Origin of the sequence: Caproicibacter sp. BJN0012 (genome assembly GCF_035986805.1) — a bacterium.
In the GTDB taxonomy this organism is placed as follows: Bacteria; Bacillota; Clostridia; order Oscillospirales; family Acutalibacteraceae; genus Caproicibacter.
Map to the genome: position 1 here is coordinate 3,099,778 of NZ_CP142518.1, position 13,818 is coordinate 3,113,595.

Here is a 13,818-nt window from a genome sequence, read left to right on the forward strand (position 1 = left end):
AAGTTACCCTCTTTACGTGAAGCAAGTCTCCTCCACAGACCGGAGAATGTCAGGAGCTGTGACCGCAGTTCCCGGTGTCATCCGGGCCATCCTGCTTTGATTCGTCATTTCCGAGTAGCTTATCGGCCTTTGGACGGCTTTTTTTCTGTTCCGACAGGATCTGCCTTTCTTCTTTCTTCAGGATAAGATTCATAAAAATTCCGGACACGGCCAATATGCCGCCAATAAAAATCGAAAAAACAACTTCTCCCATAGTAACCCCCTTCTCCGTCAAAATTGCACCCATATCGGTCCTGCCGCAACAATCGACAAGATGGCATGGAAGGAGCGGCTGTCAATCAGCCGTTCCTTCCTTTCGCCATTTTGAGCATAAAGTATACTATGAAGCATTTTTGCCCGGAAATCATTTCAGGCCCATATGCGACGCGATCACCATTCTCTGCACCTCGGACGTGCCCTCGTAGATCTCGGTGATCTTGGCATCGCGCATCATGCGCTCGATGGGGTATTCCCGGGTGTAGCCGTAGCCGCCGTAGAGCTGCAGGCAGCGGCGGGCCACGTCGCTGGCGGTTTCGGAAGCAAAAAGCTTGGCTTCCGCGGCAAGGTGCATGTAAGGCTCGTGGTCCTGTTTCGCCTGCGCGGCGCGGTAGACGAGCAAACGGGAGGCGTCGACTTTCGTCTGCATATCCGCAAGCTGGAACTGCGTATTCTGGAACTGGCTGATCCTTTTGCCGAACTGCTCGCGCTGCTTGACATACTCGACGGTCACGTCGATCGCGCCCTGCGCGATGCCCAGGGCCTGCGCGGCAATCCCGATGCGGCCGCCGTCCAAAGTGCTCATTGCAACCTTAAAGCCCTTATTCACTTCGCCCAGCAGATTCTCTTTCGGAACCTTCACATTGTCGAAAATGAGTTCATAAGTGGCGGAGCCGCGGATCCCCATTTTCTTTTCCTTTGCTCCGAAGGTGAACCCGGGCATGCCCTTTTCCAGAACGAACGCGCTGATGCCTTTGTTGCCCAGGCCCTTATCCGTCATGGCGAAAATAACATAGGTGTCGGCGTAGCTGCCGTTGGTGATAAAAATCTTGCTTCCGTTCAGCAGCCAATGGTCTCCCTGATCCACGGCCGTGGTCGTTTGCCTTGCGGCATCCGTGCCGGCGGATGGTTCCGTGAGGCCGAACGCGCCCAGCTTTTCACCGGAAGCCAGAGGCGGCAGATATTTCTGCTTCTGCTCCTCCGTGCCATACTCCAGAATGGGCCAGCAGCAAAGGGACGTATGCGCGGAAATCGTCACGCCGGTGCTGGCACAGGCCTTGGAGATTTCCTCGACGGCCAGAACATATTCCAGCTGGCCCATCCCGCCGCCGCCGTACTCTTCGGGGACGGGAATTCCCAGCAGGCCGATCTCTCCCATCTGCGGGATCAGTTCCGCGGGAAAACGCTCCTCCTCGTCAAGGGAAGCGGCGATGGGTCTGATCGCTTTGTCCGTAAACTCACGGAACATGCTCTGCAACAGCTGCTGTTCATCGTTCAACAAAAAATCCATATTTCATACTCCTAACAAGAATGTTTGCACTTTGGGCGGCGGATGGTTTTATCAGTCCCTATACTGCTTGAGGATCGACCTGGCGGCGATTCTGGTCTGGATTTCGCCGGTACCGCCGGAGATCCGGGTGATGCGCAGGTCGCGGTAGATGCGGCTGACGCGGTGCCCGCAGTAGCCGAAGCCGCCCAGAATCTGCATGGCATGGTCCACAATTTCGTTGGCGCTTTCGGAACAGTACTGCTTGGCAATGGAGGCCTCCGCGCGGGTCAGGCAGCCGTTGTCTTTGTTCCAGGCAAAATGCAGCAGCATGTCGCGCATGGAATAAACGCGCATGGCCATTTCCATAATGTGGTTCTGAATCAGCTGGAACTTGCCGATCTCCTGTCCGAACGCGGTGCGCTGGTTCGCGTAGCGGCAGGCGTCCTCATAGGCGCACAGAGCCTGGCCGTAGGCATTGAACGCGTCGATCAGGCGTTCGTAATCGAACCCCTTGGAAGTGGCCATCAGGCCGTTGCCTTCGAAGCTGAACATATCCTTTTCTTCAATCTCGACATTGTCGAACCACACATCGTTGACATCTTCCATGTCGAGTCCCATGGTCTCCATGCGCTCTTTTTTGCACTGGGGAACATTGGTGGGAACAAACCACAGCGTCAGCTGCTCCGGATTGTCTGAATTCTTGCAGAGGGCAAGAATATAATCACTGCGCTGGGCGCCGCTGATGAAATGCTTGTGGCCGTTGATATAAACCTTCCCGTTTTTGCGGGTATAGGTTGTCATGATGGTGTTGCTGGACAAATCAGTGCCCGCCGTGGGTTCGGAAAAACCCTGCGCGAACGCCGAGTCCCCTTCAAAGAACATGGGCATAAACTTGTCGATCTGCTCCTTGGTTCCGCATTCCAGCAGAGAGTCCGCCTTCACATGGTCCCAGTACAGATAGATGGGCGCGCCCGCGCGGCCCAGGGCCTCCATGACCAGAAACATGGTGACGGCGCCTTCCCCTTCGCCTCCGGCTTCCTTGGGCAGGAACATGCTGAAGCAGCCCAGTTCCCGCAGGATATCCCAGAACTTTTGCGGATGCTCGTGCTTTTCGCAGCACTCTTTGAAGTATGTCTCCAGATTCTCTCGCTTCATGGCCTCGTCAATGGCCTGAACCATCAGTTCCTGTTCTTCCGTCAATCTAAAATCCATTTTATGAACCTCCAACTCAAGTTTTTATCACTTACACGTCGCCTCAATCGACATGGCAACGCGGAGTGCTTTGTTTTTACCTGATTTATAAACGGCGCGATGAATGGGCCCGCAGCTCAGCTGGCTTTCAGCGGCAGCGGTCTGCCCAGAGCGTCTCTTCTCTTTTCGATCATTTTGCTTTCGACAAGGGTCAGCACAAAGCAGAGTACGAGCATGCCGCAGATGAACCCGATCGAGATCTGGTTGCCTTTTACGTCGCCGTATTTATCGACCCAATTGCCGCAGAGAACATAGATGAATGCATCGGAAATGCAGCCGATTCCGTTGTACAGACCAATCGCCGTGCCGTGATAGGCAACCGGAACTCCGATCTCGGAAATGGGGGTCATCCAGCAGGGAGCCTGCATGCCGTAGCCAATGGTGCAGCACACCACAAGCAGGATGCCGACCCAGAAGTAATCGCCGCCGACAGGGAAAATAAAGAAGGCTGCCATGCCGACCAGGGTGATGACGAGCAGCAGGCGGATGACCTTCATGGAGGAACCCCATTTATCGATCATAAAACCGGAAACCGGGCTCAGGATCACGCGGCCGATGTACTGACGGAAAACGCCGATGAAGGTGACGATCCCCAGAGGCACCATATATACGCTGCCCATCATGGACACGGCGCGGATTCCCGCGCAGGTAATCATCAGCATCGTGAAATAGATCAGGGAGGCGACCCAGATTTCGGGCATCAGAAGGACCTTGCTCACGTTCTTCATCTCGAATTTGGGCTTTTCCTTATTGGTGTCAAGCTGGGTCCAGTCGTTGAACCGGTCTTCCTTCAGGGAGAAGTAGCAGACCACCGCGCAGACAACGGCCAGGCCGATGAACAGGTACATCAGGGGACGCCAGCCGGCCATTCCCATTTTGGTGACAAAGTAGGAGCCCAACGCGCCGATGACGGAGCCGCCCAGGGAATAGATCGCCCAGAAGTAGCCGGTGTTCTTCCCTTCGGTCTCCGGAGTGGAAACGCCTTTGACGATCTTGCCGAACAGAGTATAGTAAACGCCCATCATAATACAGGACGCAAACAGCATGACCATGTAAATGTTGAAGTTCTTGAGCCCGGCCAGAATCATGAAAAACACAACGGTGAACGCCATGCAGGCAAGGAAAGATTTTCTCATGGAAACCTTATCCGCGACCATGCCGCCCACAGGCCAGCAGACGATCATGACAAGGCCGGTAATCGTGCCCAGATAACCCATCTGCGTGTTGGTGGCCCCAAAATATTTCTGCATCAAATCATAATAGCTGTAATACATCCAGATGGTCATGCAGCAAGTCGTGTAGCCTAACCCGACCAGGAACAACATCAGCCATTTGTAGCCTTTCGATACCTTGTTAACCATTATTATTTCCCTCACTCATATTTTTAAAGTGTCGTTTGTCTGCGGGGGGACTTACCGGCCTTTCCACTGGGGTTTGCGTTTCTCCAGAAATGCCTCGGGGCCTTCTTTGGCATCCTCGGTTTTTTCAATGTAATCCCAGCAGCGGTCGCAGAAGCGCTGGGCATCCTCAAGGGAAACCTGAGGGGCAATATGGAAGATTTCTTTGGTCAGTTTCAGGGAAATGGGGGCGTTGTTTGCAATGGTATGCGCCAGCTCCAGCGCCTTCTCCATGACCTGCTCTTTGGGAACCACATAGTTGACCAGGCCGACCTCCCTGGCGCGCTCGGCACTGATCAGCGTCCCTGTCAGGCACATCTCCATGGCGACTTTGCGGGAAATGTCGCGGGAAAGGCGGGCCAGGCCGCCGGTCGTAGCCAACAAACCGACTTTCACCTCCGAAAGGCCGAACCGCGCATGTTCCGCCGCGACGATCAGGTCGCATGCCAGAGCAATCTCCAGGCCGCCGGCCACCGCAGTGCCGTTCGCCGCGCAGATGATGGGCTTTGACGAAACGCGGGCGGTCATGCCGCCGAAGCCGTGTTCCATCACAGTCTGGCATTCGCCCGCTTCGTCGAACGCCGCCAGGTCCTCTCCGGCGCAAAAGCTGCGCTCCCCGGCGCCGGTCAGGATAATCACCCGGACCTCCGGATTCTTTTCCGCACCGTTCAGGATCTCCTCCATCGCCGCGGAAGTCGCGGGGTCAAGAGCATTCCTGCGCTCGTTACGGTTGATTGTCACAATCAAAACGCCGTCGGTGAGTTCGGTCAGTACATTTTTTTCGCTCAAAATGATCACCTCAACATTATATTTTGTAAAAATTCAAGATCCGGCCCGAAAAGATTCTTCCCCTTTCCGCAGAGGTCCCCTCCCGCAGGCTTTTTCCTGAAAATTTAACAACAAAGGAACATCGTTTCCGCAGTCCAAGCCGTACACGATCAGCGGATATCGAATTTGCGGATGAGTTTATGCAGAAACTGGCGCGAGATTTTGATGCTGTGAGCTGTCTGTGAGACATTGTAATTTGTCACTTCCAGCGCGTGTTTGATGAAAAACCGGTTGAACTGTCTGTTGAATTCATTGAGCACGTAGTTATGGGCGGATTTGTAATCGATGCCGACGCCGCTCTCGATATGGCCGAAGACATTTTCAAAATCGAGACCGCTGATCTCCCGCGTTTCCACGGCGATCGGCGTGTTCTGCATCAGCAGGGCGGGCAGATCCTCCATCTGAACACAGGTGTCGCATTCCCCCATCACCGCGGCCGCATGCTCGATGGTGTGCTGCAGTTCCCTGACGTTTCCCGGCCACCCGTACTGGAAGAAGTGCTGCATGACCTGATCGGAGCACTTTTCAATATTGCGGGAAAAATCGCTGTTGGCCTTTTGAATGAAATGGTTGACGAGAATGGGAATATCGCTGGTGCGTTCCCTCAGCGGCGGGATCCGGATGGTCACCACCGCGATCCGGTAGAACAGGTCCGGCTTCAGTTTTCCGGCCTTCATATAGTCAAGGGGATTCACGTTCATTGCGGTGATGATGCGGGGATTGACTTTGATCTCCCTGTTGCTGCCCACCCGCCGGACGACCTTATATTCCAGCACCCGCAGCAGCTTCGCCTGCATTTCCGGGGAAAGTGCCTGAATTTCGTCAAGGAAGATGGTCCCGTCGGAGCTCTGCTCAAAGAGGCCCGCCTTTTCAACCGCCCCCGTGTAGGCGCCCTTGGTCACACCGAACAGAATGCTTTCCAGCAGAGTGTCCGGAATCGCGGCGCAGTTGACCGAAATAAAAGGCTTGCTGTTCTTCGTACTCTCGCTGTGGATGCTTTCCGCAAACATCTGTTTCCCTGTTCCGGTCTCTCCGACGAGAAGAATGGAAGAATCGCTTTTCGCCACCTTCCGACAGAGTTCAATGGTCTCCTCCATATTGGCCGAGGCATAGATGATGTCGTCAAAGGTGAACAAGTTTCCCGTCTGGACCGAAGCGGGACAGTCGGATTTCCTCTTTTCGGTGCCGTCATACTCATCCACCAGACTTTTCACGTTCGAAAAAGGTTTGTAGACCGTGATTGCCCCAATCAGCGTTCCTTCCACGATCAGGGGATAGGCGCTGTAGAGCCAGAGGTACCTCTTCCCTGTCGCTACGGACAGAAAACTCATCAGGTAATCGCGGATCGGGATGCCCGTGTGCAGGACCCTCATCACTTTGGAGGTGTCGTCGGTCAGCCCATAAATATCCTTTACATTTTTCCCGATCATGTCCTTTGGCTCTATGTCGGCAAAATTGCTGTTTTCCGAGCAGTAGACATAGACGCCTTCCGTGTCGACAATCTCCACAACGTTCCCGATCGCCGCCAGCGCGTCCAGGACAAGCCGGGTTTCTTCTGACAATTGTATCTTCAATCCCCCCGTTTCTTCTGAATTGCTTCTTTCCAACTAATACAGCTTCATCGCCATTCTGAGACAGGGATTGTGGGTTCGCTCGGTATTCAGCGTTGTGGCGGGGCCGTGCCCCGGAAAGACCCGGAAATCTCCGCTCAGCGCCGCCAGACGGGCAAGGGATTTCATCATGGCCCGATTGTCCCCGCCCTCAAAGTCCGTTCTTCCTATGCCGCCCTGAAACAGCGTATCTCCCGTAAACAACGCGTTCCCGGAGATCAGAGTGACAGAGCCCGGGGTATGCCCCGGTGTGCAGATCACTCGCAAGGAAAGGCCGCCGGCGGAAATGCTGTCCCCTTCTTCGCAGCGGCGAAGATTCCGGAAAGCGGAAACAGTTGGGTAAATCTGTCCCTCGTACTCCTCCGTGGTCTTCTTTGGACAGTCCAGCGGATGACAGTAAACCGGCAGGCGCGGCCAGCGTTCCTGCAGATAGGGAACCGCCAGGATGTGATCAAAATGGCCGTGGGTCAGCAGGACCGCTTCGGGCACCGTTCCCAGCTTCTTCAGCGCCCTGCAGATTTCAGGCCCGTCGTCCGCCGGATCGATCACGGCGCAGCTGCCGGTACCCGGACCCTGAAGCACATAACAGTTCGTTTCATAATCTCCCAATATCAACTGTTTAATCTGCACCTTTGTCTCCGTTTCATGAGTGGTGTCTGGACCAAACTCTCCGCTCCCGGTCGAAGCCGGAAGTCAGATCAGATGGCTTCCAATCACTTCGGCATCGTACATCGCTTTGATTTCCTTGTCGGAATAGCCCAGTTCTTTCATAATATCGTCGGTGTCCTGTCCAAGCAGCGGCGAGCCGCGTTTGATTTCGCAGGATGCGTTATTGAAACGGATGGGATTCTTATAAAACCGTGTCGCGCCGATTTTGTCCTGCTGCACGATCTCCGTCACTTCCGTCGTATTGCAATGTTTGGACGTATACGCCTCGATAAACGGCAGAACCCCGGACGCCGGCACCCCCGCGTTCAGGAGCTTCTCCTCGATCTGAGAGCGGAACAAAGTTTTTGTGACGGCCTCGAGTTCCTTCACGAGGGCATCCCGGTTCCGAACGCGGGACGCGTTGTCGGCAAAAAGCGGGTTTTCCTTCAGCCGCGGAACATCCAGCGCAGCGCACAGGCTCCGCCACCGCTCCTCACTGTCGGCAATGATGACGGCGAAACCGTCGCGGGCCTCAAAGATGCCATAGGGGGCGGTGAAGCGGTCATGGTTGCCGAACCTCGGCTGAGCGGTCCCGTTCCTGGCGTAATCCATCAGGGTCTCCTCGCAGGAACGCATGGCCACGTCCGCCATGGCTACGTCCACCCTGCAGCCCTTGCCCGTTCTGCGCGCCTCGATCAGCGCCATCAGCGCCGCGTTCATCGTATAGATCCCCGTCAGCGTATCGCAGATGCTGTTGCCCGCTTTCATGGGAGCGCCCTCCGGTTCCCCGTTGCTGCCCGCGAAGCCTCCTCTCGCCGCCGCGATGGCATCGTAGCAGGGGTACTTCGCCATTGGGCCGGAAGCGCCGAAGCCGCTCAGGGAAATAAATGCGATGCGGGGATTAATCTCCTTCAGCTTCTCATAGCCCAATCCCAGCCGGTCGATGGAACCGCTCTTGAAATTTTCCAAAACGATATCACAGTGCTTTACCATCTCATAGATGATGGCCTTGCCCTCGGGCTTCGCCAGGTTCATCTCGATGCTCTGCTTGTTCTTGTTGTACGATACGAACAGGGTGCTCAGGTCATTGACGAAGGGTCCCCAGGTGCGCGCCTGATCGCCGTCGCCGTATTTTTCCACCTTCCAGACCTCCGCGCCCAGATCAGCAAACTGCCATGCAACAAAGGAGCCGGAAACCGCGATGGTAAAATCCAGTACCTTCAGGCCTTTTAAAACGCCCTCGGTTTCAAATGCAGCCATGATGATTCTCCTTTTCAATGATTTTAAATGATTTGATCCTTTTTCAGATCCGCGATTTCGCTGTCCGGTATCGACAGGAGTTCTTTCAGCACGGATTCGGTATGTTCCCCAAGGGCGGGAGCCGGAGCAATCTCGTTGTCGTTTTCGTTGTCACGCAGGAATTTGGCCGGCTTGCCGATCTGAAGGGTCTTCCCCATTCTCGGGTCGGAGACCGGCAGGATCATCTCCCGCGCCTTCACCTGGTCATCGTGCGCCAGTTCATTGACTGTGTAGCAGGGAGCGCCGGGAACCATCGCTTCCTTGCAGATGCGGTCCGCCTCCTCGATGGTGATGGACGCGAAGTAATCCTTCAGCTGCAGGTCAAGGTCGCCGAAGTAATGTTCCATGGACCTCACGGGGTCTCGGCTGTATCTCGGGTCCTCGATCCAGTCGTTCCGGCCGGCCGATTTGCTGAACGACCACCACTGCTGGTCGCTGCCGATGCTCAGGGCGAACCAGCCGTTCCTGCACTTGAAGGTGTCGGTGGGGTTGGCGGTGGGAAATCCGTTCCCGATCCGTTTTGGCAGCTCGTTCATTCCGACCAGGCACTGGGCGTACGTATCGTCGATGGACATCACAGCCTGCCAGGACGACACGGAGACCTTTTGGCCCTCGCCGGTCTCCATGGCTTTCAGCCAGGCGGCCATCATGCCTGCGGTCAGGTGCCAGCCGCCGTAATAATAGCTCAGGGGAAATCCGATGCGGGTCGGTTTTTCCGGGAAGCCCGTCTGCGCAAGGAGGCCGCTCCGCGCCATGACCACCAGATCGTAGTCCGGGTAATCTTTCCAGGGGCCTTCCTCGCCAAACGGGGTCAAAATCCCGTAAACCAGCTTCGGGTTAAGCTGTTTCACCGTCTCGTATCCCAGTCCCCAGCCCTTCAGCGCCTCTTCCGAAATATTGGCGGCCATCATATCAAAATGCGGGACCATTCTGCGGATAATCTCCTGACCCTGCGGCTTCGTGACGTCGACTGTCACGCTTTTTTTACCCCGGTTGTAATAGGCCTGGTAAATCCCCTCGGGGTGGTCGCCGTCCGATCCCCTTTTACGGATCGAATCGCCGGAACCCGGTTTTTCTATTTTGACGACCTCTGCTCCATAATCCGCGAACATGCTTCCTATATAAGGGTTCCCATCGGTCAGATCCAGTATCCTCAATCCTGTCAGCGGCTTCATGAACTCCTTCTCCTTTCAGTGTGTCAAAACGATGTGGCGGCCTTCCGCATCGGAAAGCCCGGATAAAATTTGCTCAAATATGTCTGTTGTTTTATTGGAGCAAACTGCGTGCCAACTAAGAAAAAAGAACTTACCATAAAATGAATCGTCTCAATTCCGCAAAGCGGCGAATTCAGAGCATCATGAAATCGACCCCCGTCCCGTTTTGTTTTTAACGATTTCGTCCTCACTTTTACACCGCCCGGAAAATGGACGATATTTTTTATTCCGCAGTGCTTCCGGGCCGCTGTAGGCGGAAACCGGACGTCCCAAAATCGTCAAATACTAGTTTACACTGTAATCGTTTCATTTACACTCATTTGTAAACAAATACTTTACAGATTCTTTTTTCTGTAAAATCCATCCTTCCTCCGGCCGGCGGATGGAAAGATGTTCCACTGGAAGGATCCGCAGCGTTCGTTTTCTGCGGGATCAGGCGTTTCAGCGCTTTCCCGGAGCGGTTCCGGCCCTGATTTCCCGGCGCAAGGGTGTGATTTATCCCGCGGGCTCAAATTTGGCACGTAAATTGCGAGATAATAGATATGACTCCGCTTTGAGTCAATTAATATATCATTAATGGGAAGGTGCACAATGAAAATTATCACATGCTGCAAAATAGTCCCGGATGAGCAGGAGATCCAGGTCCTGCCCGGCAAAGAGCTTGATTTGACCAAAGCGTCTTGGAAAATCAGCCAGTACGACCTGAACGCCATCGAGGCCGCCAAGAAGCTCTCCGCTGAGATTCCGAGCACTCTCACCGCTCTGAGCATCGGCAATTCAAATGCGCTGGAAGGCTCCAAAATCCGTAAGGACATCCTTTCCCGCGGTCCCGACGAGCTGTCACTGGTCATCGACGACACCCACCATTTCTCCGATTCTTTGGAAACCGCAGGGGCCATTGCCACCGCGCTGAAGAATTCCGATGGTTTTGATCTCGTGCTGTGCGGCACCGGGTCCGGTGATCTGTATTCTCAGGAAGTCGGGGTCCAGATCGGCGCCCTGCTGGGGATCCCCACAGTCAACAACGTCACCAATATCAAGGTCAAGGGGAACGCTTTGGAGGTCGAACGCACCCTTGAAGATGAGATTGAGATTTTAGAGGTTTCCATTCCTGCGGTTCTCTCCGTCTCCTCGGACATCAACGTTCCTTCCGTCCCCGCCATGAAGGAAATCATGCGCGCCGGTAAAAAGCCGGTCCACATTCTGGACATTGCGCTGACCGACGCCGCTTCTTCCGTCGAGCAGCTGAGCCAGCTTGTCCCGGAACAGCAGGAACGCCGGATGGAAATCATCGAGGGCGATAACGAAGAAGCCGTGGAATCCCTGTACCAGTTCCTCAGGAAGGAAATCCTGTAAGAACGGTAAAATAAAGGAGGTACTGAATATGGCAGTTCAATCAATTTTTGTAATAACGGATAAAGCCGATGCTTTGGCCGAGCTCTGCTACGGCGCAAGGAAACTGGCCGATCAGGTGACGGCCGTTGTGTTCGGGGACCGCCCGGCGGCTGAAAAGGCCGCCGCCTGCGGTGCCCAGACCATTTTTTACGGCCCGGTCGAATCCTGCCGGCCGGAGGATTACTGCAAGGCGATCGCCGAAGAAGTCCGGAAAGTTCCGTCCGCGCTGGTGCTACTGAACAACTCCATCCGCTGCCGCTGCATTGCGGGCACTCTCGGCGCTTATCTGAATACTGCGGTCATGACCTGCGTCAATGAAATTTCTCCGGAAGGCGGCCGCATCGTCTGTAAACGGACCGTGTACGGCGGCTCCGCCGTGCGCAGCCAGGTCTTTACGGGAGCCTACGGCGTGGTCACGGCAGGCAACGGCATTTTCGGCGACATCGATACCGTCTTTCCTGCCGCGGACAGCATTGCGGAGATTCCGGGGAAACCCGAATGCGCCGTCAGACTGGTTGCCCGCAACGAGAAGAAAGGCGGCGGCGCAAACCTGGCCGCTGCAAAACGCATCGTGGATGTGGGGCGCGGTCTGGCCGCTCAGGAGGACCTGGACATGTGCCGTCAGTTGGCGTCTCTGCTGGGCGCCGAGCTGGGCTGTTCCCGTCCCGTGGCGGAAAATAACAAATGGATGCCTATCGCCAATTACATCGGACTTACCGGGGTAACGGTAAAACCGGACCTTCTCTTTTCCATGGGTGTTTCCGGACAGGTACAGCACATTGCGGGCATTAATAAATCCAAGGTCATCGTGGCCGTCAACAAAGACAAAAGCGCGCCCATTTTCAAGAACGCCGACTTCGGCCTGGTGGGTGACATCTACAAGGTGATTCCGGAGCTGATTAAAAAGCTGTCCTGATTTTTCTCCGGCTGTTTCGTGCGGCAAAGCCCGTGGGCTTTGCCGCCCCATGGCATCCGGACATTTTTCAGCTGCGTTGAAGAAGCTGTGCCGCGGCAGCGCAGCCTCCCTTTCTCCGACTACAAATAGAATTGAGATAATGCATATGACTAACATCGTTGGCAACCGTACTCTGCGCAGCCAATGGGATGAAACCGTCCGGTTTTACAAAGACAGGACGTTCCTGGAATTCGTATCCGTAGAAGATGAAGTCACCTCCTACTCCTATTCCGATTTTGACAGGATGGTGAAACAGACCGCGAACCTGTTCCTCGAACTGGGGATCAAACAGAACGAACTGGTCGCCACCCATCTGCACAACACGCCCCAGTATCTGATCTGCTGGCTGGCCCTGGCACAGATCGGCGCCGTTACCGTCCCGATGAATGAACACTATAAACTGGATGAGAGCGCCTACGTGTTACAAAAGTGTGGGATTCACCGCCTGATCGCCGAGCCGAGATCCATCGATCTATTCGCCGAAGAACAAAGCGCGCTGGGGCTCGATACCATTATCCTTACTGCGGGCGGCGGCGAACGGCCCGGTCTGGTCTGTCTGGAAAAGGAAATGCCCAGGCAGCCCGCCGCGCTGAAGGAAAACCGGACCGTTTCCCCCGACGACACGGCCGTGATTCTTTTTACATCCGGGACTACGCGCCACCCAAAGGGTGCCGTCTATACGCACAGCAACGTGGTTTACGGCGGCCTGTTGCATGTGGCTCAGATGGGAATGAGCGAGGGGGACCGGTTTCTCTCTTCCATGCCCTGCTATCATATGGACTTTCAGGAGATGGCCGCCATGCCGGTGATCTGCACGGGCAGCACGCTGATTATGGTGGAACACTACAGTGCGCGGCGTTTCTGGAGCCAGGTCTGCCGATATAAGGCCAATTTTACGGATACCATGTCGATCATGAACCGTACCATGATGATGCAGCCGGTGCAGCCCTGGGAGAAAGACCACTGTCTCAAGCAAATTTACTTTTCGATGGGACTGTGCGACATAGAAAAAGAGCGTTTTGAGTCCCGCTTCCATGTCCGTCTTCTCAACTCTTACGGAATGACGGAGACGGTCTCCGGCGTCACCTGCGTGCCGCTGACCGGAGACCAGCACTGGCCTTCCGTCGGGCGCCCGGCTCTCTCCTACGAAATCAAAATCATCGACTGCGACGGCAATGAGGTGCCTCCAAACACTCCGGGGGAAATCTGCGTTCACGGGGTTCCCGGAAAAACCATCATTCCGGGATACTATCAGGACCCGAAGGCCTCGGCGAAACTGATCGACCGGGACAACTGGCTCCACTCCGGAGACATGGGCTATCTGGACGAAGGCGGCTGGCTGTTCTTCATGGACCGCATGAGCGATATGATTAAGCGGTCGGGAGAAAACATCAGCAGCGAAGAAGTGGAATATGTGCTTACTTCCCACGAAAAGATTGCGGACGCCGCGGTGATCGGCGTGCCGGACCCTATTCGGGATCAGGCCGTGAAGGCTTACGTTCAGTTGGCGGAAAACCAATCGATGACGGAGTCTGAAGTCGTGGAATATTGTTCGCAGCATCTGTCAAAATTCAAGGTTCCCACCGTTGTCGAATTTGTCGGCGAATTTCCGCGGACCGCCACAGGTAAAATCAAAAAGCAGCTATTACGTCAAAAATCTCTCTCTTCGCCGCACTGCCCGCCAAAATCCACGTAA

At 55.0% G+C, this 13,818-nt stretch carries 12 protein-coding genes; 3 read left to right on the top strand and 9 right to left on the bottom strand.

The features are described from left to right. Positions 1-49: 49 nt before the first annotated feature. The 9 genes from VA597_RS15175 to VA597_RS15215 all read right to left on the bottom strand — a co-directional run bounded on the left by VA597_RS15175 (position 50) and on the right by VA597_RS15215 (position 9,733). Complete coding sequence (locus tag VA597_RS15175) at positions 50-286, bottom strand: hypothetical protein (RefSeq protein WP_128743764.1); 237 nt, start codon at positions 284-286, stop codon at positions 50-52. Between the two features lie 117 nt (positions 287-403). After that, positions 404-1,546 carry an acyl-CoA dehydrogenase gene (locus VA597_RS15180; RefSeq protein WP_128743765.1) on the bottom strand — a complete coding sequence of 381 codons (1,143 nt, stop codon included), beginning with the start codon at positions 1,544-1,546 and terminating at the stop codon, positions 404-406. A gap of 51 nt (positions 1,547-1,597) precedes the next feature. Further along, positions 1,598-2,737 carry an acyl-CoA dehydrogenase family protein gene (locus tag VA597_RS15185; protein ID WP_128743766.1) on the bottom strand — a complete coding sequence of 380 codons (1,140 nt, stop codon included), beginning with the start codon at positions 2,735-2,737 and terminating at the stop codon, positions 1,598-1,600. Between the two features lie 116 nt (positions 2,738-2,853). After that, positions 2,854-4,137: an MFS transporter gene (locus tag VA597_RS15190; RefSeq protein WP_326974831.1), complete on the bottom strand. Its 1,284-nt coding sequence runs from the start codon at positions 4,135-4,137 to the stop codon at positions 2,854-2,856. A 51-nt stretch (positions 4,138-4,188) separates the two neighbouring features. Further along, entirely contained in the window at positions 4,189-4,962 is a 774-nt protein-coding gene (locus tag VA597_RS15195; protein ID WP_442872781.1) for an enoyl-CoA hydratase/isomerase family protein, read from the bottom strand. Positions 4,963-5,111: 149 nt separating this feature from the next. Beyond that, positions 5,112-6,563: a sigma-54 interaction domain-containing protein gene (locus VA597_RS15200; protein WP_326974833.1), complete on the bottom strand. Its 1,452-nt coding sequence runs from the start codon at positions 6,561-6,563 to the stop codon at positions 5,112-5,114. Positions 6,564-6,608: 45 nt separating this feature from the next. Beyond that, positions 6,609-7,220: an MBL fold metallo-hydrolase gene (locus VA597_RS15205; protein WP_326974834.1), complete on the bottom strand. Its 612-nt coding sequence runs from the start codon at positions 7,218-7,220 to the stop codon at positions 6,609-6,611. Positions 7,221-7,304: 84 nt separating this feature from the next. Then, positions 7,305-8,519 (bottom strand): CaiB/BaiF CoA transferase family protein, encoded by a 1,215-nt coding sequence (locus VA597_RS15210; protein WP_128743771.1) that lies wholly within the window; start codon positions 8,517-8,519, stop codon positions 7,305-7,307. A 23-nt stretch (positions 8,520-8,542) separates the two neighbouring features. Beyond that, entirely contained in the window at positions 8,543-9,733 is a 1,191-nt protein-coding gene (locus tag VA597_RS15215; RefSeq protein ID WP_128743772.1) for a CaiB/BaiF CoA transferase family protein, read from the bottom strand. A 630-nt stretch (positions 9,734-10,363) separates the two neighbouring features. Here VA597_RS15215 and fixA point away from each other — a divergent pair. The 3 genes from fixA to VA597_RS15230 all read left to right on the top strand — a co-directional run bounded on the left by fixA (position 10,364) and on the right by VA597_RS15230 (position 13,818). After that, entirely contained in the window at positions 10,364-11,128 is a 765-nt protein-coding gene (gene fixA / locus VA597_RS15220) for a putative electron transfer flavoprotein FixA (protein ID WP_128743773.1), read from the top strand. Between the two features lie 28 nt (positions 11,129-11,156). Then, the gene (locus tag VA597_RS15225) at positions 11,157-12,083 is read left to right on the top strand and encodes an electron transfer flavoprotein subunit alpha/FixB family protein (RefSeq protein ID WP_128743774.1); all 927 of its coding nucleotides are present in this window, start codon (positions 11,157-11,159) and stop codon (positions 12,081-12,083) included. A 145-nt stretch (positions 12,084-12,228) separates the two neighbouring features. After that, positions 12,229-13,818 carry an AMP-binding protein gene (locus tag VA597_RS15230; protein ID WP_128743775.1) on the top strand — a complete coding sequence of 530 codons (1,590 nt, stop codon included), beginning with the start codon at positions 12,229-12,231 and terminating at the stop codon, positions 13,816-13,818.